Genomic DNA, 22,067 nt, shown 5'->3' with positions numbered 1-22,067 from the left:
ACGCCCATGCGCCTGCTCAAGCACTTGTTCGCTCCCTCGGCCTCGCGCCTGTTCCCCGAACCCTTGCTGCGCCGCATCGCGGCGGCGATCGCGGCCAGCGAGCTGCGCCACAGCGGCGAGATCTGTTTCGCGGTCGAGCCCGCGCTGCACCCGCGCGCGGTCTGGGCCGGGCGCCAGGCGCGCGCGGCGGCCATGGACGCGTTCGCCCAGCTGCGGGTCTGGGATACGCGCGCCAACAACGGCGTGCTGCTGTACCTGCTGCTGGCCGACCACCGCATCGAGATCGTCGCCGACCGCGGCTTCGACGGCCGGGTCAGCGCCGAGCAGTGGCGCGGGGTCTGCCAGTTGGTCGAGGACCGTCTGCGCGCGGGCGATCCCGAGGCGGCCGTGCTGGGCGGGATCGAGGCGCTGTCGGCGCTGCTGGCCGAGCACTTCCCGCGCGCCGAGGGCGACCAGGACACGAACGAGCTGCCGGATCTGCCGCGGATTCTTTGACGGCCGGGCATCCCCGCTCCGCCAGCCGCGGCCGGCTGGCGGGAGGCGACGGGGCGTGGGCCGGTGCGGTCGCGGCCCGCGCCGCTCCTGCCCGGAGGCCGGGCACGGCCGGCGCGACGCAGCGTTTCGCCGTAATCGCGTCCCGGCCAGGGGCGGGCAAGGCACGCGCCATGCCCCTCGGGCACAATACCGGCATCCCCAAACCGCCGGGCCGCTACGCCGCATGATCTACCTGCACCAGATCGATCCGATCGCCGTCCATCTCGGCCCGCTGCAAGTGCATTGGTACGGGATCATGTACCTGATCGGCTTCGGCCTGGCCTGGTGGCTGGGTCAGCGCCGGGTCCGCGCCGGGCGCCTGCCGGGCGTAAGCGAACAGGCCTACGGCGACCTGCTGTTCTACGCCATGCTCGGCGTGGTCCTGGGCGGCCGCTTCGGCTACGTGCTGTTCTACGCCTTCGGCGATCTGCTGCGCGACCCGCTGATGCTGCTGCGCATCTGGGAAGGCGGCATGAGCTTCCACGGCGGCCTGCTCGGCGTGATGGCCGCGGCCCTGTGGTGGGCGCGCAAGCACCGCCTGCATTTCTTCGACGTGATGGATTTCGTCGCGCCGCTGGTGCCGCCGGGCCTGGGCTTCGGCCGCCTCGGCAACTACATCGGCGGCGAGCTCTGGGGCAAGTTCACCGAGGGCGGCTGGGGCGTGATCTTCCCGCGCGCACCCGAATTCACCAACTGGACCGCGCAACAGATCCAGAGCCAGTACGCCGCCGGCGCGCTCAACCATTTCGCCCGCCATCCTTCGCAGCTCTATCAGGCCGCGCTCGAGGGCCTGACCATGTTCGTGCTGCTGTGGTGGTTCTCCAGCAAGCCGCGCCCGCGTTACGCGGTGTCGGGCCTGTTCGCGCTGCTGTACGGCTGCTTCCGCTTCCTGGTCGAGTTCGTGCGCATGCCCGACGCCAAGCCCGGCTATATCGCCTTCGGCTGGCTGACCATGGGCCAGCTGCTGAGCGTGCCCTTGATCCTGCTCGGTCTGTACTGGCTGTGGCGCTCGCGCCGCTCGCCGACCCTGCAGCCGCTCGTCGCGCCGAAGGAGGGCTGAGCGATGCGCCAATACCTCGACCTGCTGCGGCACGTGCTGGAACACGGCAGCGAAAAAGCCGACCGCACCGGCACCGGCACGCGCAGCGTGTTCGGCTGGCAACTGCGTTTCGATCTCAACCAGGGCTTCCCCCTGGTCACCACCAAGAAGCTGCACCTGCGCTCGATCGTGCACGAGCTGCTGTGGTTCCTGCAGGGCGACACCAACATCGCTTACCTGAAGGACAACAAGGTCAGCATCTGGGACGAATGGGCCGATGCCGACGGCGAACTGGGCCCGGTCTACGGCAAGCAGTGGCGACGCTGGGCCGGTGCCGACGGGGTCGAGATCGACCAGATCCGCTGGGTGATCGACGAGATCAAGCGCAATCCCGATTCGCGCCGCCTGATCGTCAGCGCCTGGAACGTCGCCGACCTGCCGCGCATGGCGCTGATGCCCTGCCACACCATGTTCCAGTTCTACGTCGCCGACGGCAGGCTCAGCTGCCAGCTGTACCAGCGCAGCGGCGACATCTTCCTGGGCGTGCCGTTCAACATCGCCAGCTATGCCTTGCTGACCCACATGGTCGCGCAGGTCTGCGGGCTGGGCGTGGGCGACTTCGTGCATACCCTGGGCGATGCGCACCTGTATTCCAACCATTACGAACAGGCGCGCGAGCAGCTGTCGCGCGAACCGCGCGCGCTGCCGAGCCTGCGTCTGAATCCGGAAGTGCGCGACATCTTCGGCTTCCGCTACGACGACATCGCGATCGAACACTACGATCCGTTGCCGGCGATCAAGGCGCCGGTCGCGGTCTGAAGGCGCAGCCCTGGGGAGGGCGCATGAGGGGACAAGGATCGGTTGCCGCCGCGTTGACGCTGGGCCTGAGCGCGGCCCTGTGCGCGAGCGCTTTGTTCGCCGCCGACCCCGTGCCGGCGAGCGCTGAGGGCCCGGCCGGCCGCATCCGTCTGCCCGCCGGGATCGAGGCCGCGCCCGCGGCGACCGAGACCACCGCCCAAGGCCAGCGCATCGAACAGACGCTGACCTACGCTCGCAACGGCAAGAGCGTGCAGGGCGTCCTGCTGCAGTCCTGCGTGACCGCGCCGCCGGATCTGCGCATGGAGGAGAACCTGCAGGTCCTGATGCAGGGCCTGGCGGCGATGCAGCGCCAGGCCGTGGGCAAGGTCAATGGCTGGGTCACGGTGGGCGAACGGCGCGGCTACCGTTTGGACTCGGAGCGCGACGGCGCGGTGGCCACGACAATGTGGATGGTGCCCGTGGGCGAGAAGATGGCCATGCTGCGTTTCGAGCGGCCGCTCGGTTTCGCGCTGGACGAGGACATGATCGTGGCGATCGAAAGGATGGAACTGCGATGCGGTACGACACCCTGACCCGGGCCGCGTTCGCGGCCTTGCTGACGGCGGCCTTGTGGCTGCCGGCCCCGTCTGCGCAGGCCGACGATCGCGCGGCCATGGCCGCGCGCGCCTACCAGCGCATCGAGCCGGCGTTGCGTCAGATCGCGTCGGAGGCGATGGCAACCGGCATGTCGCTGGACCAGGACCCGCGTTTCCAGAACTGCCCGGACGTGGGCAGGCAGTTGAGCCGGGATCTGCAGACCGGCGTGCTGCCGGTGATCGTCGATTTGTTCTTCAGCGGCGAGAACCGCGGCCGTATCGAGGCGATCCTGGCCGACAGCTACACGTCCGCGCAACTCAAGCTCATCGCCTCCGGCGGCGATCCCGCGGGCGATACGGCGAGCACGCAGAAATTCAATCAGGCGCTGGCGGGCCTGCAAACCGAATTCCAGGGCCAGATCATGCAGGACAGCCGGGTGGTCGCGGAAATGACCAAGGCAGTGCAGGCGGCGGTGCTGCGTTCGGGCGAATGCAAGGCCGGATCCTAGCGCTGAAGCCCGCGACACGATCACCGAGCGGGACGGAAGCCGGGCGCGCCGTTCCGAGGGGGCGGGGCCTGCGACCGCGCCGCGATATCGCAATCACCACAAGGGGAAACAACGTGTCGAATAGGGGAATTCTGTCCGCCGGCGTGCTGACGCTGGCCATCGTGCTGGGCCTGGGCAGCGCGCAGGCGGCGACATCGCCGAAGTACGAGGCCGCGCTGGAACGCTATTACGCGATGACCTACGGGCACCAGATCGACCAGCTCAGCATCGACGAGCTGGCGGAGAAATTCCGCGAAGGGACGATGTCCAAGCCCGAGGCCAAGGCCTGTCCGGCGCTGGGCCAGGCGATCGACGAGTTCTCCAGGAACGAGTTCCGCAAGGCCATCACCAACTATTTCCATTCGCCGGAGCTCAAGGCGCAGATCCTGGCGGCCATGCGCAAGCAACTGACCGAGGAGGACCTGGCGGCCTATCTGGGCTTCATCGACACCCCGGCCGGCAAGCAGTACCTGGCGCACAGTCAGGCCTCGAACGTCGCGGTCGAGAAGGCGATCGACCAGATGACCGATAAGATGGACGAGTCGCCGGCGTTCAAGACCATGATGACCGACATGGTCGCCAAGCTGGTGCCGGTGATGATGAGCTGCAGCGCCAAGAAATGAGCGCGGCGCTTTGACGCCGCCAGCGCCCGCCGCCGCGATCGGCGGCGGCGCGCCCGGCCGCGGAATGCGGCGGGCGGAGCGTAGGCGAACGCGTTCGGTGTCGGGAGGAGGAGTGCGGATGAATGCGGTTGCGAGCTGGCACCGAAGGGGCGAGGACGCTTGCGCGCGCCGCGCCGACCTGGGCCTGCTGATCCTGCGCGTGGCCATCGGCGCGCACCTGATGGCGATGACCCAGGACAATGTGTTTTCCTGGGCGCGCATGCTCGAATTCCGCGATTTCATGGTCCACCACGGTTTCGCGTTCCCGCTGCTGTGCGCGGTGCTGTCGGTGGTCGGCCAGTTCTTCGGCGGCCTGGCCCTGGTGCTGGGCCTGTGCACGCGTTTCGCCGGCCTGGTGATCGCGATCAATTTCGTCGTCGCGGTGTGGATGGTGGATTCGAAACTGGCGTATCCGGGCGCGTTCCCGGCCCTGGCCCTGGTCGCGGCCGGGCTGTGCCTGATGTTCACCGGCGCCGGGCGCTATTCGCTCGACCGCGTCTGGCGCAAGCGGCCATGATGCGCCTGTCGCTGATCGCGGCGCTGGATCGCGCCCGCGGCATCGGCCGCGGCAACGAACTGCCGTGGCGCCTGCCCGACGATCTCAAGCGCTTCAAGGCGCTGACCCTGGGCAAGCCGGTGCTGATGGGGCGCAAGACCGCGCAGTCGCTGGGACGGGCCCTGCCGGGCAGGCGCAACCTGGTGCTCACGCGCTCGGGCGAGGTGCCCTACGCGGGCATGCTGGCCCTGGATTCGGTCGAGGCCGCGCTGGCGCTCGCGCGCGAGGACGGTGCCGGCGAGTTGTGCGTGATCGGCGGCGGCGAGATCTATGCGCTGTGCCTGCCGGCCGCGACCCACATGCACCTGACCTATGTGGACACCGTGGTCGCCGACGCCGATGCGCACTTCCCGCGTTTCGACGCGGAAGGTTGGCGGGTGACCGCGCGCGAGCATCATGCCGGCGACGAACGCCACGCCTATGCGTTCGAGTTCGTCGACTATGTGCGCTTGGGCATGGATGCTTGAGGTCGTCCCTCTATCCGCGCCTCCAAAAGCAAATCCCCCTCGATCCCCCTTTTCCAAAGGGGGAGGGCCGTTCGTAGGATGTGGTGAGCCGTAGGCGAACCGCATCGTCGCGCGGGCACGGGATATCGCGTTGGTGCGATTCTCTCCGCCGAGTTCGTCGACTATGTGCGCTTGGGCATGGATGCTTGAGGTCGTCCCTCTATCCGCGCCTCCGAAAACAAATCCCCCTCGATCCCCCTTTTCCAAAGGGGGGGCAGAGCGGGTGTTTCGAATGGCGTTGGCGCCGTGCTTTGCTGTTCTCGATCCCTTTTCGAGAGGACCAGAACGGTTATTGCCGCGCCTTACGAGCTAGCGGCTCGCGCCAGCCTTGCCGGCGATGGCGGAGACTTCGCGCTCCAGCACCGGCCGGTAATGCCCGGTGATCTCGTAGGCGAACAACAAATCGCCCTCCTCGGTGCCGCGCGCGATGTTGTGCAGGATCAGCGGGTCGCCGTCCCAGGACTTGCGGTCGGAGACGATGCCGATGTGCGGCGTGCCGCCGCCCAGGTCCCAGGTGACCAGGTCGCCGGGACGGTAGTCGGCGGCGCGCTCGCTCACCTTCCGCTGCCAGCCCTGGCGCTCGAACCAGCGCCGCAGGTTGGGCACGCGGCGGTGGTCGATGCTGCGGTCGGTGCCGCGCGCGCCCCAGCTCTGCGGGTAGCGCGCGAAATGGGCGCGCATGTCCTCGTGCACGGCCTGCTGCAGGTCCAGGCCCTGCGCGCGCAGGGCGCGGATCACCACGTCGGTGCAGACGCCGCGGTCGCCGGCGACGTCGCCGCCCGGATAATCCAGGCGCACGTAGGTCGGGTCGTAATAGCGCACCACACCGATCTGGGCGCGCGCGGCGTGAACGAGCGGATGCGCGGCTGCGGCGGCGCGCGCGGGCGTGGCTGGTGCGGGCGCACGCGCTGCCGGGAGCGGAGCCGGACCTTCGGAACGTTCGCCGCAGGCCGCGCAGGCGACGGCCAGCAGCACGACGGCCGCGTAACGCCAGGACGGCGCGGCGGCCGGCCTCATGCGGGGCGCGGCGGCCGGGGCTTGGGCGGGGTGGCCGGCACGTCGCGGCCCGGCACCTGGACGATGCGCAGCTCGTCGGTGTCCAACTGCAGCGCGGTGAGCTTGCCGCCCCAGACCGCGCCGGTGTCGATCGCATGCACGCCGTGGCCGATGAACAAGCCCAGCGTCGACCAGTGCCCGCAGACGATCTTGAGGTCGCGCTCGACCCGGCCCGGCACTTCGTACCAGGGATACAGGCCGACCGGCTGCGTGCCCGGGCTGCCCTTGTCCTCGAACGCGATGCGGCCGCGCGGGGTGCAATAGCGCAGGCGGGTGAAGATGTTGATGATCGCGCGGTGGCGGTCGATGCCGGCCAGCTTGGGGTTCCAGGCCGGGCGGTCGCCGTACATGTTCTTGAGCAGGCGCTGGTACTGATCGCCGTGCAGGCGCTCTTCGATCTCGCGCGCGTGGCGCTCGGCCAGCTGGGTGGTCCACTTCGGCGCCAGGCCGGCGTGCACCATCATCCAGCCCAGCGCGCGGTCGGCGTGGACCAGCTTCTGCCGCCGCAGCCAGCCCAGCAGTTCGTCGCGGTCGGGCGCCAGCACGATGCGCTGCAGGTCGGGATTGACCTTGCGCTGCTCTTCCTCGCGGCGCTCGCCGATCGCCAGCAGCGACAGATCGTGGTTGCCCAGCACCACCACGGCGTTGGCGCGCAGCGAATGCACCAGGCGCAGGGTCTCCAGCGACTGCCCGCCGCGGTTGACCAGGTCGCCGCAGAACCACAGCCGGTCGCGGGCGGGATCGAAATTGATCCGCTCCAGCAATCGCTGGGTGGGGTCGTAGCAGCCTTGCAGGTCGCCGATGGCCCAGACGCTCATATCCGATCGTTCCGTGCCGTCAGTGCAGGGTGCGCGGCACGGTCAGGGTGAAGGCCGGGATCGGCGCTTCGAAGCGGGTGCCGTCGTCGGCGACCATCGCATAGCTGCCCTCCATCGTGCCCAGGCTGGTTTCCAGCACCGCGCCGGAGGTGTACTCGAAGTCCTCGCCCGGGCGCAGCCAGGGCTGCTCGCCGACCACGCCCTCGCCCTCGACTTCCTGGACCTTGCCGTTGGCGTCGGTGATCACCCAGTGGCGCGAGAGCAGGCGCGCGGGCACGCGCCCGGCGTTGCGGATGTTGATGGTATAGGCAAAGACGTAGCGGTCCTGCTCCGGCTCGGACTGATCGTCGAGGTAGCGGGTGGCGACGGCGATGTCGAAAGCGTAGTCGTGGCGGTGTTCCATGCCGGCAGTGTAAGCAAAGCGGGCATGAAGCGGGAATGAGCATTCGCGTACCAGTACGCGACGCGGGCGCGCGGACCCCGCCGGAGCCCGTGTCTACGCCGTGCGGGTCCGGTATCGCGTCTCAGTTTTCCGGCGCCAGGCCCTTGAGCGAATTCGCCAGGCGCACGAAATCGGCGACCTCGATCTGCTCGGCGCGTGCGTCCGGGCGCACGCCGGCGGCTTCGATCGCGGCGCCGTCGCAGATCTGCGAGAGCGCGTTGCGCAGGGTCTTGCGGCGCTGGCCGAAGGCGTCGCGCACCACCCGCGCGAAACGCGCGTGGTCGTCGATGCCGATGCTGTCGGGCGCGCGCGGCACCAGCCGGACCACGGCCGAGTCCACTTTCGGCGGCGGCCGGAACGCATGCGGCGGCACGTCGAACAGCGCGGTGACGTGGCAGTAGGCCTGCAGCATCACCCCGAGCCGGCCGTAGACCTTGCTGCCGGGGCCGGCGGCCATGCGGTCGACGACTTCCTTCTGCAGCATGAAATGCATGTCGACGATGGCCTCGGCGTGTTCCAGGGCATGGAACAGGATCGGCGAGGACAGGTTGTAGGGCAGGTTGCCGACCAGGCGGATCGGCCCGCCGTTGTGGGCCAGCGCGCCGAAGTCCACGGTCAGCACGTCGCGATGGATGATCTCGAGCGTACCGTGGGCGCGCGCGCCCTCGGTGAGCGGGAAGATCAGGTCGCGGTCGAACTCGATCACGGTCAGTTCGCCGTGGCGGTCCAGCAGCGGGTAGGTGATCGCGCCCTGGCCGGGGCCGATCTCGACCAGGCGATCGCCGGGCTGCGGGTCCACCGCGTGGACGATCATCTCGATGATGCCGCGGTCGTGCAGGAAGTGCTGGCCTAGGTGCTTCTTGGCGTCGGCGGTGAAGCCTTTGGCGTGGGCTTTGGCCGTGCCGGTCATGACGGAGCTCCTTGCTGGCGGGTGCGCGCGATCCGGGCGCAGGTTTCGGCCGCGGCGATCAGGCTGGAAGGGTCGGCCAGGCCGCGGCCGGCCAGGTCCAGGGCGGTGCCGTGGTCGACGGCCACGCGCGGGTAGGGCAGGCCCAGGGTCAGGTTGACCGCGCGCTCGAAGCCGCTGTACTTGAGCACCGGCAGGCCCTGGTCGTGGTACATGGCCACCACCGCGTCGTAGCCGCGCAGCTTGGCCGGCAGGAAGGCGGTGTCGGCCGGCAGCGGGCCGAGCAGGCGCAGGCCCTGCGCGCGCAGCGCGGCCAGCACCGGTTCGATGACCTCGATCTCCTCGCTCCCCAGATGCCCGGCCTCGCCCGCGTGCGGGTTGAGCCCGAGCACGGCGATAGCGGGCTCGGCGATGCCGAAATCGGCGCGCAGGGCGGCGTCGACGATGCGCAGGGTGCGCATCAGCGATTCGGGCCGGATCGCGTCGGCGACCTGGCGCAGCGGCAGGTGGGTGGTGGCCAGGGCGACCCGGACGATGTCGTTGGCCAGCATCATCACCACCTCGCAGCCGGCCTGGGCGGCCAGCAGCTCGGTGGTGCCGGTGTAGGGGATGCCGCCTTCGTTGATCGCGGCCTTGTGCACCGGGCCGGTGACCAGGCCGTCGCAGTCGCCGTCGAGGCAGGCCTGGGCGGCCTGGCGCAGGGCCTGGATCACCGCCGCGGCGTTGCCGGGGTCGGGTTCGCCGAACGCCGGCACGGTGGCTTGGGGAATCTCGACCAGGGCCAGCTCGCCGGGCCGCAGCGCCGCCTGGTCGGGCGGCAGCAGCTTCAGGGGTAGGTTCAGGACTTCGGCCGCGGCGCGCAGGCTGCGCGGGTCGGCGTAGGCGGTCAGGGCGAAGTCGCGCGGGCGTTGGATCAGCCGCAGGCACAGCTCCGGCCCGACGCCGGCCGGCTCGCCCGGCACCAGCGCGAGCCGGGGAGGGTTCACTCAGCCGCCGCTGGCGGGCGCCACAGGCGCCGCCGCGGGCGCGTCGGTGGCGGCGCCCTTGCCGACGCGGATGTCGATGAAGGCTTCGCCGCGCTTCTCGCGCAGGAAGCGGTTCCACTCGTCTTCGAGCTTGCGCCGGCCGATGGTCTCCTGGACCTGGGCGCGGCGGTTGCGGTCGCCGACGTCGCTCTGGCGGCTGCCGGTGCGCTCGACGATGTGCCAGCCGGCCGGGGTGCGGACCGGCTGCGAGATCTGGTTGTCCTGCAGGCCGGCGACCGCGCCGCCGAACTCGGGGCCGAACTCGTCCTGGGTGAACCAGCCGAGGTCGCCGCCCTTGGTGCGCGAATTCAGGTCGTCGCTGTCCTTGACCACTTCGGCGAAGTCGGCGCCGCCGGTCAGGCGCGCGCGCAGGGTCTCGGCCTTGGCCTTGGCCTGCGCTTCGGTGACGGTGTCGGTGACGCGGACCAGGATGTGGCGGGCCTTGTACTGGGTGACCATCGCCGGCGCGGCCTGCGAGGCGTCGCGGGTCTCGACCAGCTTGAGCAGCTGGAAGCCGCTGGGGCCGCGGATCGGCGCGGTCACCTGGCCGGCGCTCATGTTGCGCATCAGCTCGGCGAAGGCGTTGGGGATTTCGTCGGTGCTGCGCCAGCCCAGGTCGCCGCCTTCCAGCGCGTTGGGGCTGTCGGAGTAGCGCACCGCGGCCGCGGCGAAGTCCATCTCGCCCTTGTCGATCAGGGCCTTCACGCCCTCGATCTTCTTCTGGGCGGTGGCGATCTGCTCGGCGGTGGCGCCCTCGGGCAGGCCGACCAGGATGTGGGCGAGGTGGTACTGGGTGCCGGAATTGGCCTGCGCGGCCAGGGCGGCGTCGATCTCGGCGTCGCTGACCGACACGCGGGTCTGGGCGAAGCGTTGGCGCAGGCGCTGGGTCAGCAGCTCGTCGCGGATCGAAGCGCGGAATTCGTTGTAGCTGCCGCCGTCGCGGGCAAGCTGCTGGCGCAGCTGTTCCAGGCTGATGCGGTTCTGCTGGGCGATGCCGCCGATGGCCTGGTCGATTTCCTGGTCGGTCACGCGCACGCCGCTGTTCTGTGCGTAGGCGACCTGGATCTTGAGCAGGATCAGGCGCTCGAGCACCTGCCGTTCCAGCACGTCGCGCGGCGGCAGCTGGCCTTCGCGGCCGGCGTACTGGGCCAGGATGTTGGCCACGGCGCGGTCGAGCTCGGTCTTGAGGACCACGTCCTCGTCCACCACCGCGGCGATACGGTCGATCGGCTGCACGTCCTGCGCGGACGCCGCGCCGATGGGCAGCAGCACCCCGCCGGACAGCACGCCGACGGCCAGTACACAAGCGAGTAGTTTCTTCATAGGGTCGGGTCGGGGGTGGGATCGGTCTGGCCGCGGGTCACGGACGAGGGCGGCACGAGATAAAGATCGTCGCGATCGTAGCCGAGAATAGCACGGCGCAATACCCGCTCCGTGTTCTGTCCGGCCGAGCCTAGGCCCTTGAGTTCGAACTCGACCTGAAGCGAACTGTTGAGGTCGCCGGAGCGGTCGCGCAGGTAGCGGCGGGCCACCACGCGCACCGCCAGGCAGCAGCTTTCCCACTGCAAACCGGCGATCTGTTCCAGCGGCTTCTTGTCCAGCAGCGAGTAGTAATAGCGGCCGACCACGCTCCAGTTCTCGTTGATCGGGTACAGGAACGACAGGTCGGCCTGCTCCAGCAGATCCTTGCGGTTGACCGGGTTGCGGCGGTAGCGGTAGCCGATGTTGACGATGCCGGCGTCGCCGAACAGGTAGCGCGCGCGCAGGCTGGCCAAGTCCTGGCCGCGGAACTTGGGGTTGTACTGGTAGGTGCCGTTGATGGTCCAACGGTCGCTGGGCGAGACGCTGACGTCAGCGACCCAGGCCGACTTGCCCTGTTCGATCGGGCTTTCGCCCGGCACGGTGACCTGGCTGTCGTCGAAGTACTGGATCTGGCCGATGCTGGCCGACAGCCGTTCGCGGCCGTCGTCCTCGCTGATCAGGCGCGTGGTCAGGGCCACGGTGAGCTGGTTGGCGTCGGTCTGGCGGTCGGCGCCGCTGTAACGGTTGTCGCGGAACAGCTGGCCCCAGCTGAAGGTCATGGGGTCGGTGTCGAAGATCGGCAGGCTGTCCTGATTGCGGTAGGGCGCGCGCAGGTAGAACACGCGCGGCTCCAGGGTGTGCAGGTAGCGGTCGCCGCGGATGACGGTGTCGCGGTCGAAGTACAGGCCGGCGTCGACCGAGGTGATCGGCAGGCTGCGGGTGGGCGACTTGTCGTAGAAGCGCGCATCCATGTCCGGCGTGTAGGGCACGCCGCGGGCTTCGGCGTCGGCGCGGGCGTTGGTGGTCGCCAGTTCGCGCGCCTTGGCCGCTTCCAGTTCGTAGGCGGTGTAGCGCCAGGCCAGCTTGGGACGGATGAACCAGCTCGCGCCTTCCAGCGGCATGCTGATGTAGGGCTTGGCGTCGAAGCGGCTGCCGCCGGGCATGTCGACGCGGCGGTCGAACAGTTTCTCGTCGGTGTGCTGGAAACGCACGGCTTCGGTGTCGATGCCGGCCTCGAACCAGCGCCCGAACGGCTGCGCCCAATGGAAGTAGGCGCGCGGCAGGCGGTCGTAGGGCAGGCTGCGCTCGGTCAGGGTGTAGTCGGCGAGCTGGTAGTGGTCGGCCATGACCCCGGCTTCCCAATGGCGGCCGCGGCCGTACAGGCCCATCGAGCTGCGCAGCGAGTAGGCCGACACCCCGTACAGGCTGTTGCTGAAATCCTGCAGGTAGTACTTGTCGCTGACCCAGGCCAGGTTGGTCGAGGCGTACCAATTGGCGTCCAGGCTGTGGCTGGCCTGCAGCGCGAACTGGCCGCGGTTCTTGTCGGGCAGGTCGTCTTCGTCGATCGGCAGGTCGCGGTAGTCGGTGTAGCGCGTCGGCCGGTCGCCCGGCAGCTTGTCGCTGGGCATGAAGTTGGCGTAGACCTCGCCCTTGCCGTCCGGGTACAGCCAGCGGAACTCGCCGCCCAGCACGCCGCCGCGCTTGGCCATGATGCGCGGGTACAAGGTGGCGTCGTAGTTGGGCGCCAGGTTGAGGTAGATCGGCTGCTTGTAGTCGAAGCCGTTCTTGCCCGACAGCGAGATCGCCGGGTACAGCAGGCCGGTCTGGCGGCGCTCGTCGATCGGGAACTTGAACCAGGGCACGTACAGCACCGGCACCTTGCCGATATGCAGGGTCGCGTTGTGGGCGACGCCGAAGCCGTCCTCGGTGTCCAGGTCGATCTGGCGCGAACGCAGCTCCCACACGCGTTGCTTGGGCGGGCAGGTCGAGTAGGTCGAGCCGACCAGCTTGCCCTTGGCGCCGGTCAGGTCGATGCGCTCGGCGCCGCCGTTGCCGCGGCGCTGGGTCAGCTGGTATTCGACGTCCTCGATGCGGTGGGTGTCGGCGTTCTGGTCGCCGGACGCGCGCTGGGCGGTCATGCGCATGCCGTTGTCCTGGTAGCGCACGTTGCCTTCGGCGGTGTATTTGCCGGTGTTCTCGTTGTAGGAGAGCTTGTCGGTGCCGATGAACTGGTCGCCGCGGCTGAGCTTGACGTTGTCCTGGACGACGATGTTCTCGTTGTCGCCGGCGCGCTCGAGCACGCCGCCGTCGATGTCGGTCGGGGTGCTGGTGCGCTGCTCGGCGGTGCCGACCGGGGCCGGCGCGTCGGTGAACGCCGGCACCACGTCCTGGATCGGGCACAGGCCCCAGTTCTCCTCGTCGTCGCCGGAGGCGGCTTGGGCGGGCAGCGCGATGGCGATGCACAGCGACAAGGGGAGCAGGCGTAGGGGTTTGTGCACGCGGCCATCCGGCGGACAGAAATCGGCCGTTAGCTTGCCGCATCCCTTGCAGGGGGGCAACGCGAAACGCGGGCCGCGGGCCCGCCTCGTTCATCTTGCGCGCGCGGATCGGGCCGGGCTGGGCCGTGCCGGGGCGCGGACGAGGCGCCCGCGCGGGCCGCGAGCGCGGCGGCCGACGGGCGCGCCCGCAGGCGCGGCCCCCGGCGCCGGATACGAGGCCGCCCGGCCATGGCGCGGCCGGGCGGCGCATGCGGCGTGGCACGCGGACTGCGCGCGCCCTGCGCTCAGGGCTGGCCGCTGCGCGGCGGCGCGCCGTCGCCCTTCAGGTAGGTGTCGAGGAAGCTCAGGACCTTGCCGTAGCCCTCGATCTGGTTCTTCTTCTTGCTGAAGCCGTGGCCTTCATCGTCGAACACGACGTACTCCACCGGCACGCCGTTCTTGCGCACCGCGGCCACGATCTCGTCGGACTCGGGCTTGATCACGCGCGGGTCGTTGGCGCCCTGCAGCACCATCAGCGGCTTGTTGATCTTGTCGGCGTGGAACAGCGGCGAGGTCGCGATCAGGAAATCGCGCTGGGTGGCCGGGTCGCCGATCTCCTTGTACAGGGCCAGGCGGAAGCTCTCCCAGTACGGCGGGATGCTTTCCAGCGTGCGCAGCCAGTTGGTCACGCCGAAGATGTCGACGCCGACCTTGAACTCGTCGGGATGGAAGGCCAGCGCGGCCACGGTCATGTAGCCGCCGTAGCTGCCGCCGATGATGCCGATGCGGTCGGGGTCGACGTAGTCCAGCGACTGCAGGTACTTCTTGGCCGAGATCGTGTCCTGCAGCGGTTCGCGGCCGTGCTTGCCGTCGTCGGCGGCGAAGAAGGTCTTGCCGTAGCCGGAGCTGCCGCGGTTGTTGATGCCCAGCACCACGTAGCCGTGGTTGGCCAGGTACTGGATCACCGCGCTGTGCGCGCGCGTGGTCTGGCCGCCGGGGCCGCCGTGCACCCATACCAGCGCCGGCGCCTTGGCCTGCGCGCTGGCCTGGTGCGGCTTCCACAGGATGTTGGGGATCGCCATGCCGTCGAAGCTCTTGAAGCGCACCACGCTGGAGTCGACCAGGTCGGTCGCGGCGATGGCCGGATTGAGCGAATGGGTGAGCTGCTTGGGCTGGCCGCCGAAGCCGAGCGTGTACAGATCGTTGGGCTGGCGGTCGCCGTTGAGGTAGAACGCCATGCGCTTTTCCGAGCGCGAAATGCTGACGTTGCGGATCTCGCCGGCCGGCAGCTTGGGCAGCGCGATCGGCTTGCCGCTGGCATGGTCGAACACCTGGATCGCGGTGCTGCCGTCCTGATTGATCGCGACCACGCGGTATTTGCCGTCGTGGGAGAAGTAGTTGTCGGTGATGTCCCAGGCGGTCTTCTGCACCGGCTCGTGCTTCCAGCTGCGCAGCTCGACCCGGCGCAGTTCGGCGAACTCGCTTTGGTCGTTGGCGGTGTAATACAGCCACTTGGAGTCGGGGCTGAAATCCTGGCCCGCGAACAGGGCCTCGCCGCTGTGCGCGGAGACCTTGGTCGCCTTGCCGCCGGCCAGCTCGGCCACGAACAGGTCGGCGTCGTTGGTGGTGTTGGGCTTGGCCAGCGCGATCCAGCGGCCGTCGGCCGAGATCGGGCCGAGCTGGTAGGCGTCGGCGTTGCGATAGACCAGTTCGCGCGCGTAGTCGCCGCTGTCGTAGCGGTAGAGGTCGAACACCTTGGGGTCGCGCTCGTTGCTGCTGACGTAGAAGTGGCGGCCGTCGTGGCTGAAGCCTTCGAAGCCGGCCTTGAGCTTGTCGCCGGGGGTGAGGTCGCGTTCCTTGCCGTCGGCGCCGATCACGTAGAGGTGGTTGAGCTCGTTGCCGCCCTGGTCGCGGGTGAACAGCACGCGGTCGTCGTGCGGGAAGTAGGCCACCGCATAGGTGCTGTCGACGGTGGAGCGCGTGACCGGGGTCCACTCGCCGCCCTCGACCGGCATCGAATAGGCGTTCCAGATGCCGGACTTGTTGGACGAGAACAGCAGCCGCGATTCGTCGGCCGAGAACGAGGCGCCGGCCACGCCGACGGTGTCGATGAAATCCTGGATGCGGTACTGCTTGGACGGCAGCGCGGCCGCGGGCGTGGCGGCGGCCGGCGGCGTGCGCGCGGCGGCGTGGCCGACGGGGATCAGCATGGCCAGGGCCAAGGCCAGGGCCGCGGGGGTGAGGGCAAAACCGGAACGGGTCATGGAACGGTCCTTGTTGACGGTCGCGAGGCGGTGCGGCCACGGAGCGGGTCCGTGGGCCACGGCGTGAGCGTGTCCGAATATAGGCCGGCCGGCGCCGCGGCGGTTAGCCCGGCCCGGCGATTGCGATCAGCGCGCCGGTTCCAGCAGGGCGCCGACGTGGGCCACCGCGCATTCGCGCAGGGCGGCCAGGTCGTAGCCGCCTTCGAGCATCGAGACCACCCGTCCCAGCGCATGTTTGTTGGCGATCGCGACCAGTTCGGCGGTGATCCACCGGTAGTCGTCGCCCTCCAGTTCCAGCTGCGCGAGCGGGTCGCGCCGATGGGCGTCGAAACCGGCGGAAATCAGCAGCAGCTGCGGGCGGAACGAATCGATCGCCGGCAACAGGCGCTCGCGCCAGACCTGGCGGAAGGCCCCGCTGCCCGCGCCCGGCGGCAGCGGGGCGTTGATGATGTTGCCGACCCCGCGCTCGTCGGCGTAGCCGGTGTCGGGGTACAGCGGCATCTGGTGCGAGCTCACGTACAGCACGCGCGGGTCGGTGTCGAAAATCGCCTGGGTGCCGTTGCCGTGGTGGACGTCGAAATCGATCACCGCCACCCGCGCCAGGCCATGCTTGTCGCAGGCGTGGGCGGCGGCGACGGCGATGTTGTTGAACAGGCAGAAGCCCATCGCGGCCGAGCCGGTGGCGTGGTGGCCGGGCGGGCGCACCGCGCAGAACGCGCGGGTTTCCTCGCCCTTGAGCACCGCGTCGACCGCGGCCACGCCGGCGCCGGCGGCGCGCAGGGCGGCCTCGGCCGAGCCCGGCGCGAGCACGGTGTCGGGATCCAGTTGCATCGGTCCGTCGACCGGCGTGTCCAGCACCAGCGCCAGCAGGGCGTCGTCGTGCGCGCGCAGCAGCTGGCCGCGGCTGGCGCTGGGGGCTTCGTGCCACTCCAGCGTGGCGAAGGATTCGCGCAGGGCTTCGGTGACCGCGACCAGGCGCAGCGGCCGCTCGGCATGGCCCGGACCCGGGTCGTGGCGCGTGCAGGCCGGATGCGTGTAGACGCGCATCGCTAGCCCTTGCGGCGCTCGTGGTTCCACAGCACCTCGCCGTGGCCGCTGGCGCGCGCCAGCACGCGGGCCAGCACGAACAACAGGTCGGAGAGGCGGTTGAGATAACGCACGGCCTCGGGCCGCACGTCTTCCAGCCGCGACAGCGCGACCGTCTCGCGTTCGGCGCGACGCACCACGGTGCGCGCGATGTGGCAGCGCGCCGCCGCTTCGCCGCCGCCGGGCAGGATGAAATCCTTCAGCGGCGGCAGCTCGTCGTTGTGGCCGTCGAGCCACTCCTCGAGGCGGTCGATGTCGGCGTCGAAGATCGCGGCATGGCCGGGGATGCACAGCTCGCCGCCGAGGTCGAACATCTGGTGCTGGATCGCGACCAGCTGGCCGCGGATCGTCTCGGGCAGTTCGCTGGCCAGGACCAGGCCGATGCAGGAATTGGCTTCGTCGACCGTGCCGTAGGCGTCGACCCGCGCCGAATCCTTGCCGACGCGATTGCCGTCGCCCAGGCCGGTGCTGCCGTCGTCGCCGGTGCGGGTGTAGATCTTGGAGAGACGGTTGCCCATCGCCCGGCGCGGATCAGCGCTTGTCGGCGAGGTCGGCCGCGGGCGAGGCGGACTTGCCGGCCGCGGCGACGATCGCGTGCACCACCACCGCGATGCCGACGTAGGTGGCGGCGGTCTGCATGTACGGCAGCAGCCACTGGACGTAGTTCGCGGCCCAGCCGGCGACGGTCTTGTCGGCCACCGAGGCCGACAGCCAGTAGAAGCTGCCCTGGCTGAGCAGCTGGCAGACCATGGTCGAGGCGACCAGCGCGCCCGCGGTCAGGGCCAGGCCGCGCCAGCTGCGCGAGTAGCGGCGCGCGACGAACAGGCCGCCGGCCCACATCGCGAAGTAGGCCGGCACCAGGAACCAGTACGCGGCCGACACGCAGTAGTGCTGCCAGAAGCTCAGGCCCTGGCCGGTGATCACCGCGTAGTCCACCAGCACCGCCAGCGCCATCAGCGCCGGGAAGGCCCAGCGGGTCCACTGGCGCAGGTAGAAGCCGCCGATGAAGAACACCGCCCAGGAGGCGTCGGGGATCGGCGCCCAGTGGTTGACGCGCGTGGCGACCATCAACAGGGCCAGCAGGGCGAGGATCAGACTGCGTTGGGTGGTGGGCTTCATGGCTAAGGCTCCCGACGCCGGACTGGCGCGCCAATCCGCCCATTCTAAGGAACCCGCGGCGAAAGTGCCGCCTATGCCCGCTAAGTGCTTGATCCCAGGGTGCCGGAGCGGCGCGAAACGACGATTGCGCGCGCCGGCCACGGATTCGTCGCGGACGCGGTCGTATCATGAACACATGACTCAAGACGTCCACGCGCCCGCCGAAGCGGCGCAGACCCTCCACGATGTGCTGATCGTCGGCGGCGGCCTGGTCGGCGCCAGCCTGGCCATCGCCCTGGGCCGCAGCGGCCTGCGCGTCGGCCTGGTCGAGGCCGCGCCGCCCGGCGCGCTGCCGGCGGTGTTCGACGAGCGCAATCTCAGTTTCGCCGAAGCCACCGTCAACGCCCTGAGCGCCCTGGGCGTGCTGCAGAAGCTGCGCGCGCCCAGCGGCGCGATCCGGCGCATCCACATCAGCCGGCGCGGCGATTTCGGCCGTAGCCTGCTCGAGGCCCGGAACTACGGCCGCGACGAGTTCGGCCGGGTGGTGACCGCGCGCGACTTCGGCGAGGCCCTGGAAGCGCGCCTGGCCGAACTGCCGCAACTGCAGCGCTACCGCCCAGTGCGTTTCGTCGGCCTGGCCGAAGACGACGGCCGCAGCCGCGCGGTACGGGTCGCCGACGGCGCCGGCGAGCGCGTGCTGCACGCACGCCTGCTGGTCGCCGCCGACGGCACCCGCAGCGGCGTGCGCGAGGCGCTGGGCATCGGCGTGGACGAACACGATTACCGGCAGACCCTGTTCGTGACCCGCCTGCGCAGCGAGCGCGCGCCCGACGGCACCGCCTACGAGCGCCTGGGCGAGGGCGGTCCGACCGCGCTGCTGCCGCGCGGCGACGGCCACTACGGCCTGGTCCACGGGGTGCCGCGCGGACAGGCCGACGCGGTCGCGGGTTTGGACGAGGCCGGTTTTCTGGCCCAGGCGCAGGACGCGTTCGGCTGGCGCGCCGGCCGCTTCCTGGCCTGCGGCGCGCGCAACGCCTATCCGGCGATCCGCGTGCTCGCCCAGCGCCGGGTCGCGGCGCGCGCATTGCTGGTCGGCAACGCCGCCCAGACCATCCACCCGATCGGCGCCCAGGGCTTCAACCTCGGCCTGCGCGACGCTTTGACCCTGGCCGAACTGATCGAGGCCGCGTTGGCCGCGCACGGCGCCGTCGACTGCGGCGCCGCCAGCCTGCTGGACGAGTACGAACGGCGCCGCCGCGAGGACCGCGAACGCACCATCGCCTTCTCCGACGGCCTGGCCCGCATCACCGCCAACGAATCGCCGCTGCTGCGCCCGCTGCGCAGCCTGGGCCTGTTCGCGGCCGACCGCCTGCCGTCGGCGCAGGCCTATCTGGTCGGCGGCGCGATGGGCTATCGCGGCGACGTGCCGGCGCTGTGCCGCGGAGCCCAGGCATGAGCCGGCGCGGTCCGCTGGACGTGATCGTGGTCGGCGCCGGCGTGGTCGGCGCCGCCGCCGCGCTCGCCTTCGCCCGCGACGGCCTGGAGGTCGCTCTGGTCGAGAGCCGCGAGCCGCCGCGTTGGCGCGAGGACGCGCCCGATCTGCGCGTGTACGCCTTCGCGCCCGACAACGCGGCCCTGCTCGACGATCTCGGAGTCTGGAGCGGCGTGCTCGGCGCGCGCGCCCAGCCCTACCGCGCGATGCGGGTGTGGGACGCGGCCGGCGGCGGCGAACTGAGCTTCGAGGCCGACGCCTTCGGCCGGCGCGAACTGGGCTGGATCGTCGAGCACGGCTTGCTGGTAGATCGCCTGTGGTCTGCCCTGCCGGCCGCGGGCGTGCGCCTGCATTGCCCGGAGCAGGTCACCGGCCTGGAACAGTCGCCCGAGGCCGACAGCGCCGAACTGCTGCTGGCCGGCGGCGGCCGGCTGCGCGCGCGCCTGGTGCTGGGCGCCGACGGCGCCGAATCGCAGCTGCGCGGCCTGGCCGGCATCGAGGCGCCCGCGCACGATTACGGTCAGCGCGGCCTGGTCGCCTTCGTCGATCACGAACATCCGCACCAGGCGACCTGCTGGCAGCGCTTCCTGCCCACCGGTCCGCTCGCGTTCCTGCCGTACGCCGGGCATGCGGGCCGGCGCAGCTCGATCGTCTGGACCCTGCCCGAGGCCGAAGCGGAACGCCTGTTGCAGGCCGAGGACGCGCAGTTCCTGCGCGAGCTGGGCCATGCCTTCGGCGCGCGCCTGGGCGCGGTCACCGCGGTGTCCAAGCGGGTCGCCTTTCCGCTGCGCCGGCAGCTGGCGCAGAAATACGTCAGCGGCCGCGTCGCCATCGCCGGCGATGCCGCCCACGTGGTGCATCCGCTGGCCGGGCAGGGCGTGAACCTGGGCTTGCGCGACATCGCCGCATTGCGCCGCGTGCTCGCCGGCGCGCAGCGTCGCGGCGCCGATCCCGGCGGCGCCAGCCGCCTGCAGCGCTGGGAACGCGAACGCCGCAGCGAGAACGCGCTGGCCGCCTACGGCTTCGACGGTCTCAACCGTTTGTTCTCCAACGACGCGGTCGCCGCGACCTTGCTGCGCGGGCCGCTGTTGGGCCTGGCCGGCAAACTGCCGCCGGTCACGCATGCGTTCTGGCGGCGCGCGGCGGGCGTCTGAGTTCGAACGGCGCAATGGCGCCGGGACCTCGGCGCCGCTCAGCCGCGATCGCGCTGGGATCGGCGGCCTGCGCCTTTGCCTGGCCGCTGCTGGGCTGGGCGAGCTCGCAGTGCCCGCCGCATCCGGGCGGCCGCTCCTTGGCCGCGACCGCGCTGGTCTGGGCCCTGCTGCTGGGGTTCGGCCTGGCCGGGCCGATGCTGCCGATCGCGGGCTTTCGCGCCAGCGCCGGTCTGCGCTGGCCGCGGCGCGCGCTGATCGTATCGCTGGCGCTGCTGGGCATGCTGGCGGTGTGGCTGCTGGGCCTGTGGATCTTCTTCGACGTCTTCGTCATGACCTGCGCCAGCTTCTAGCCGCGCCGCGCTGAAGATGGCTTCAGCCCAGGTAGGACGGCGGCCGCTTGAACAGCAGGTACAAGGCCACCGCGATGCCGATCGCCGCCACCGCCATCACGTAGTAGGCCGGCGCCATGCCGCCCAGGCCGCGCATCCACGGCGAGGCCAACAGCGGCGGCGTGCTCGCGCCGAACACCGCGTAGGCGACGTTGTAGGAGAACGACAGCCCGGAAAAGCGCACCGGCGCCGGGAACGCGGCCACCATCACCGCCGGGATCACTCCGACCACGCCGACGAAGGTGCCGGCCAGCGCGTACATCAGCAGGAAGTGGCGGGCGCCGTGGTTGAGGTCGTAATACAGGGCGTAGCTGCTCAGCAGCACGCCCAGCGAGCCGATCAGCAGCGCGCGCCCGCGCCCGATCCTGTCGGCCAGCAGGCCCGCGCCCACCGCGCTCAGGGTCAGGCAGAACGCGGCCAGGCTGTTGCCGAGGAAGGCCTGCGAGGGCGCGACGCCGAAGCGCTGCTGGACGATGGTCGGCGTCATCAGGACGATCACCACGATCGCGGCGGTCAGCAGCCAGGTCACCAGCATCGACAGCGCCACGCCGCCCGCGTGTTCGCGCAGCACCCGCTTCAGCGGCAGCTCCTGCACCAGCTGGCGGCTCTCGCGCATGGCCGCGAACACCGGCGTCTCGCTGAGCCAGCGCCGCAGGTAGACCGCGAAGAAACCGAACACGCCGCCGATCAGGAACGGCAGCCGCCAGGCCCCGCCCAGCACTTCGGCCGGGGCGAACCAGGTGTTGACCGCGGCCGAGATCAGCGAGCCGATCAGGATGCCGGCGGTCAGCCCGGCCGACAGGCTGGCGCAGGCGAAGCCGACCCGGTGGGGCGGCACGTGCTCGGCGACGAAGGTCCAGGCGCCGGGCACTTCGCCGCCGATCGCGATGCCCTGGACGATGCGCAGGGCCAGCAGCAACAGCGGCGCGGCCACCCCGATCTGCGCGTACACCGGCAGCAGGCCGATGCCCAGGGTCGGCAGCGCCATCAGGAACACGCTCAGGGTGAACATGCGCTTGCGCCCGGAGCGATCGCCGAAGTGGGCCATGACGATGCCGCCGATCGGACGCACCAGGTAGCCGGCGGCGAAGATGCCGTAGACCTGCAGCGTCGACAGCCAGCCCGGCATGTCGGGCGGGAAGAACAGCTGGCGCAGGCTCTCGGTCAGGAATACGAAGATGACGAAATCGTAGAACTCCAGCGCGCCGCCCAGCGCGGCCAACGACAGGGTGCGCAAGTCCTTGCGATCCAGGGCGCGCGCGGTGGGCGCGGCGGTCGTCGCGATGCTGTCGATCATGGGGCGTGGGCGGCGGCGGGC

At 70.4% G+C, this 22,067-nt stretch carries 22 protein-coding genes and 1 pseudogene; 11 read left to right on the top strand and 12 right to left on the bottom strand.

Going from position 1 to position 22,067, the window contains the following annotated elements:
- The first annotated feature begins 6 nt into the window (after positions 1-6).
- The 8 genes from V1318_RS09895 (at position 7) to V1318_RS09860 (ending at position 5,200) form a co-directional block, all read left to right on the top strand.
- On the top strand, positions 7-495 hold the full coding sequence (locus tag V1318_RS09895; protein WP_332939475.1) for a TPM domain-containing protein: 489 nt from the start codon (positions 7-9) through the stop codon (positions 493-495).
- Positions 496-718: 223 nt separating this feature from the next.
- Entirely contained in the window at positions 719-1,594 is an 876-nt protein-coding gene (gene lgt / locus V1318_RS09890) for a prolipoprotein diacylglyceryl transferase (protein WP_332939474.1), read from the top strand.
- A 3-nt stretch (positions 1,595-1,597) separates the two neighbouring features.
- Positions 1,598-2,392 (top strand): thymidylate synthase, encoded by a 795-nt coding sequence (locus tag V1318_RS09885; protein WP_332939473.1) that lies wholly within the window; start codon positions 1,598-1,600, stop codon positions 2,390-2,392.
- A 23-nt stretch (positions 2,393-2,415) separates the two neighbouring features.
- Positions 2,416-2,964: a hypothetical protein gene (locus tag V1318_RS09880; RefSeq protein ID WP_332939472.1), complete on the top strand. Its 549-nt coding sequence runs from the start codon at positions 2,416-2,418 to the stop codon at positions 2,962-2,964.
- Positions 2,965-3,044: 80 nt separating this feature from the next.
- Positions 3,045-3,476: a hypothetical protein gene (locus V1318_RS09875; RefSeq protein WP_332939471.1), complete on the top strand. Its 432-nt coding sequence runs from the start codon at positions 3,045-3,047 to the stop codon at positions 3,474-3,476.
- Positions 3,477-3,589: 113 nt separating this feature from the next.
- Positions 3,590-4,138, top strand: a complete 549-nt coding sequence (locus V1318_RS09870; protein WP_332939469.1) for a hypothetical protein — start codon at positions 3,590-3,592, stop codon at positions 4,136-4,138.
- A 118-nt stretch (positions 4,139-4,256) separates the two neighbouring features.
- Positions 4,257-4,694 carry a DoxX family protein gene (locus V1318_RS09865; RefSeq protein WP_332939468.1) on the top strand — a complete coding sequence of 146 codons (438 nt, stop codon included), beginning with the start codon at positions 4,257-4,259 and terminating at the stop codon, positions 4,692-4,694.
- On the top strand, positions 4,694-5,200 hold the full coding sequence (locus tag V1318_RS09860; protein WP_332939565.1) for a dihydrofolate reductase: 507 nt from the start codon (positions 4,694-4,696) through the stop codon (positions 5,198-5,200). Before V1318_RS09865 ends, V1318_RS09860 begins: the two co-directional genes overlap by 1 nt.
- A gap of 348 nt (positions 5,201-5,548) precedes the next feature.
- Here the strand turns inward: V1318_RS09860 and V1318_RS09855 are convergent, their stop codons facing one another.
- The 11 genes and pseudogenes from V1318_RS09855 to V1318_RS09805 form a co-directional block, all read right to left on the bottom strand.
- Entirely contained in the window at positions 5,549-6,256 is a 708-nt protein-coding gene (locus V1318_RS09855; RefSeq protein ID WP_332939467.1) for a DUF1287 domain-containing protein, read from the bottom strand.
- A gap of 38 nt (positions 6,257-6,294) precedes the next feature.
- Positions 6,295-7,113, bottom strand: a pseudogene (locus tag V1318_RS09850) (symmetrical bis(5'-nucleosyl)-tetraphosphatase); the annotation flags it as partial.
- Positions 7,114-7,132: 19 nt separating this feature from the next.
- Entirely contained in the window at positions 7,133-7,516 is a 384-nt protein-coding gene (apaG, locus tag V1318_RS09845) for a Co2+/Mg2+ efflux protein ApaG (RefSeq protein ID WP_055900614.1), read from the bottom strand.
- 121 nt (positions 7,517-7,637) lie between these two features.
- Positions 7,638-8,465 carry a 16S rRNA (adenine(1518)-N(6)/adenine(1519)-N(6))-dimethyltransferase RsmA gene (gene rsmA / locus V1318_RS09840; RefSeq protein ID WP_332939466.1) on the bottom strand — a complete coding sequence of 276 codons (828 nt, stop codon included), beginning with the start codon at positions 8,463-8,465 and terminating at the stop codon, positions 7,638-7,640.
- Positions 8,462-9,448, bottom strand: a complete 987-nt coding sequence (gene pdxA, locus V1318_RS09835; RefSeq protein WP_332939465.1) for a 4-hydroxythreonine-4-phosphate dehydrogenase PdxA — start codon at positions 9,446-9,448, stop codon at positions 8,462-8,464. Before pdxA ends, rsmA begins: the two co-directional genes overlap by 4 nt.
- On the bottom strand, positions 9,449-10,810 hold the full coding sequence (locus V1318_RS09830) for a peptidylprolyl isomerase (protein WP_332939464.1): 1,362 nt from the start codon (positions 10,808-10,810) through the stop codon (positions 9,449-9,451).
- The gene (gene lptD / locus V1318_RS09825) at positions 10,807-13,287 is read right to left on the bottom strand and encodes an LPS-assembly protein LptD (RefSeq protein ID WP_332939463.1); all 2,481 of its coding nucleotides are present in this window, start codon (positions 13,285-13,287) and stop codon (positions 10,807-10,809) included. Before lptD ends, V1318_RS09830 begins: the two co-directional genes overlap by 4 nt.
- A 284-nt stretch (positions 13,288-13,571) precedes the next feature.
- Positions 13,572-15,530 carry an alpha/beta fold hydrolase gene (locus V1318_RS09820; RefSeq protein ID WP_332939462.1) on the bottom strand — a complete coding sequence of 653 codons (1,959 nt, stop codon included), beginning with the start codon at positions 15,528-15,530 and terminating at the stop codon, positions 13,572-13,574.
- 126 nt (positions 15,531-15,656) lie between these two features.
- Positions 15,657-16,577, bottom strand: a complete 921-nt coding sequence (locus V1318_RS09815; protein WP_332939461.1) for a histone deacetylase family protein — start codon at positions 16,575-16,577, stop codon at positions 15,657-15,659.
- 2 nt (positions 16,578-16,579) lie between these two features.
- Positions 16,580-17,134, bottom strand: coding sequence for a cob(I)yrinic acid a,c-diamide adenosyltransferase (locus V1318_RS09810; protein WP_332939460.1), 555 nt, complete (start codon positions 17,132-17,134; stop codon positions 16,580-16,582).
- Positions 17,135-17,147: 13 nt separating this feature from the next.
- Complete coding sequence (locus tag V1318_RS09805; protein WP_332939459.1) at positions 17,148-17,735, bottom strand: hypothetical protein; 588 nt, start codon at positions 17,733-17,735, stop codon at positions 17,148-17,150.
- Between the two features lie 175 nt (positions 17,736-17,910).
- On the opposite strand from V1318_RS09805, the gene ubiH reads away from it, so the two are divergent.
- From ubiH to V1318_RS09790, 3 genes are read left to right on the top strand one after another with little or no spacing between them, the layout of a single operon-like run.
- Positions 17,911-19,170 (top strand): 2-octaprenyl-6-methoxyphenyl hydroxylase, encoded by a 1,260-nt coding sequence (gene ubiH, locus V1318_RS09800; protein WP_332939458.1) that lies wholly within the window; start codon positions 17,911-17,913, stop codon positions 19,168-19,170.
- Positions 19,167-20,360, top strand: a complete 1,194-nt coding sequence (locus V1318_RS09795; protein ID WP_332939457.1) for an FAD-dependent oxidoreductase — start codon at positions 19,167-19,169, stop codon at positions 20,358-20,360. Before ubiH ends, V1318_RS09795 begins: the two co-directional genes overlap by 4 nt.
- A gap of 14 nt (positions 20,361-20,374) precedes the next feature.
- A complete protein-coding gene (locus tag V1318_RS09790; protein WP_332939456.1) occupies positions 20,375-20,710 on the top strand; it encodes a hypothetical protein in 336 nt (111 codons plus the stop codon).
- 22 nt (positions 20,711-20,732) lie between these two features.
- On the opposite strand, the gene V1318_RS09785 is transcribed toward V1318_RS09790, so the two are convergent.
- A complete protein-coding gene (locus V1318_RS09785) occupies positions 20,733-22,046 on the bottom strand; it encodes an MFS transporter (protein ID WP_332939455.1) in 1,314 nt (437 codons plus the stop codon).
- Positions 22,047-22,067 lie beyond the last annotated feature (21 nt).

Source organism: Lysobacter sp. CCNWLW3, from assembly GCF_036697405.1.
GTDB lineage: Bacteria > Pseudomonadota > Gammaproteobacteria > Xanthomonadales > Xanthomonadaceae > Lysobacter.
The sequence above is the reverse complement of the archived record's forward strand: the minus strand, read 5'-3'. Positions and strand labels throughout refer to the sequence as shown.

Excerpts from the sequence above, each read along its gene's own strand:
- V1318_RS09860 (WP_332939565.1), top strand. The coding sequence starts at position 4,694 with ATGCGCCTGTCGCTGATCGCGGCGCTGGATCGCGCCCGCGGCATCGGC.
- V1318_RS09785 (WP_332939455.1), bottom strand. The coding sequence starts at position 22,046 with ATGATCGACAGCATCGCGACGACCGCCGCGCCCACCGCGCGCGCCCTG.
- V1318_RS09815 (WP_332939461.1), bottom strand. The coding sequence starts at position 16,577 with ATGCGCGTCTACACGCATCCGGCCTGCACGCGCCACGACCCGGGTCCG.
- V1318_RS09875 (WP_332939471.1), top strand. The coding sequence starts at position 3,045 with ATGGCCGCGCGCGCCTACCAGCGCATCGAGCCGGCGTTGCGTCAGATC.
- apaG (WP_055900614.1), bottom strand. The coding sequence starts at position 7,516 with ATGGAACACCGCCACGACTACGCTTTCGACATCGCCGTCGCCACCCGC.
- V1318_RS09895 (WP_332939475.1), top strand. The coding sequence starts at position 7 with ATGCGCCTGCTCAAGCACTTGTTCGCTCCCTCGGCCTCGCGCCTGTTC.
- V1318_RS09805 (WP_332939459.1), bottom strand. The coding sequence starts at position 17,735 with ATGAAGCCCACCACCCAACGCAGTCTGATCCTCGCCCTGCTGGCCCTG.
- V1318_RS09865 (WP_332939468.1), top strand. The coding sequence starts at position 4,257 with ATGAATGCGGTTGCGAGCTGGCACCGAAGGGGCGAGGACGCTTGCGCG.
- V1318_RS09820 (WP_332939462.1), bottom strand. The coding sequence starts at position 15,530 with ATGACCCGTTCCGGTTTTGCCCTCACCCCCGCGGCCCTGGCCTTGGCC.
- ubiH (WP_332939458.1), top strand. The coding sequence starts at position 17,911 with ATGACTCAAGACGTCCACGCGCCCGCCGAAGCGGCGCAGACCCTCCAC.
- V1318_RS09790 (WP_332939456.1), top strand. The coding sequence starts at position 20,375 with ATGGCGCCGGGACCTCGGCGCCGCTCAGCCGCGATCGCGCTGGGATCG.
- V1318_RS09885 (WP_332939473.1), top strand. The coding sequence starts at position 1,598 with ATGCGCCAATACCTCGACCTGCTGCGGCACGTGCTGGAACACGGCAGC.
- V1318_RS09855 (WP_332939467.1), bottom strand. The coding sequence starts at position 6,256 with ATGAGGCCGGCCGCCGCGCCGTCCTGGCGTTACGCGGCCGTCGTGCTG.
- rsmA (WP_332939466.1), bottom strand. The coding sequence starts at position 8,465 with ATGACCGGCACGGCCAAAGCCCACGCCAAAGGCTTCACCGCCGACGCC.
- V1318_RS09830 (WP_332939464.1), bottom strand. The coding sequence starts at position 10,810 with ATGAAGAAACTACTCGCTTGTGTACTGGCCGTCGGCGTGCTGTCCGGC.
- V1318_RS09880 (WP_332939472.1), top strand. The coding sequence starts at position 2,416 with ATGAGGGGACAAGGATCGGTTGCCGCCGCGTTGACGCTGGGCCTGAGC.
- lgt (WP_332939474.1), top strand. The coding sequence starts at position 719 with ATGATCTACCTGCACCAGATCGATCCGATCGCCGTCCATCTCGGCCCG.
- V1318_RS09810 (WP_332939460.1), bottom strand. The coding sequence starts at position 17,134 with ATGGGCAACCGTCTCTCCAAGATCTACACCCGCACCGGCGACGACGGC.
- V1318_RS09795 (WP_332939457.1), top strand. The coding sequence starts at position 19,167 with ATGAGCCGGCGCGGTCCGCTGGACGTGATCGTGGTCGGCGCCGGCGTG.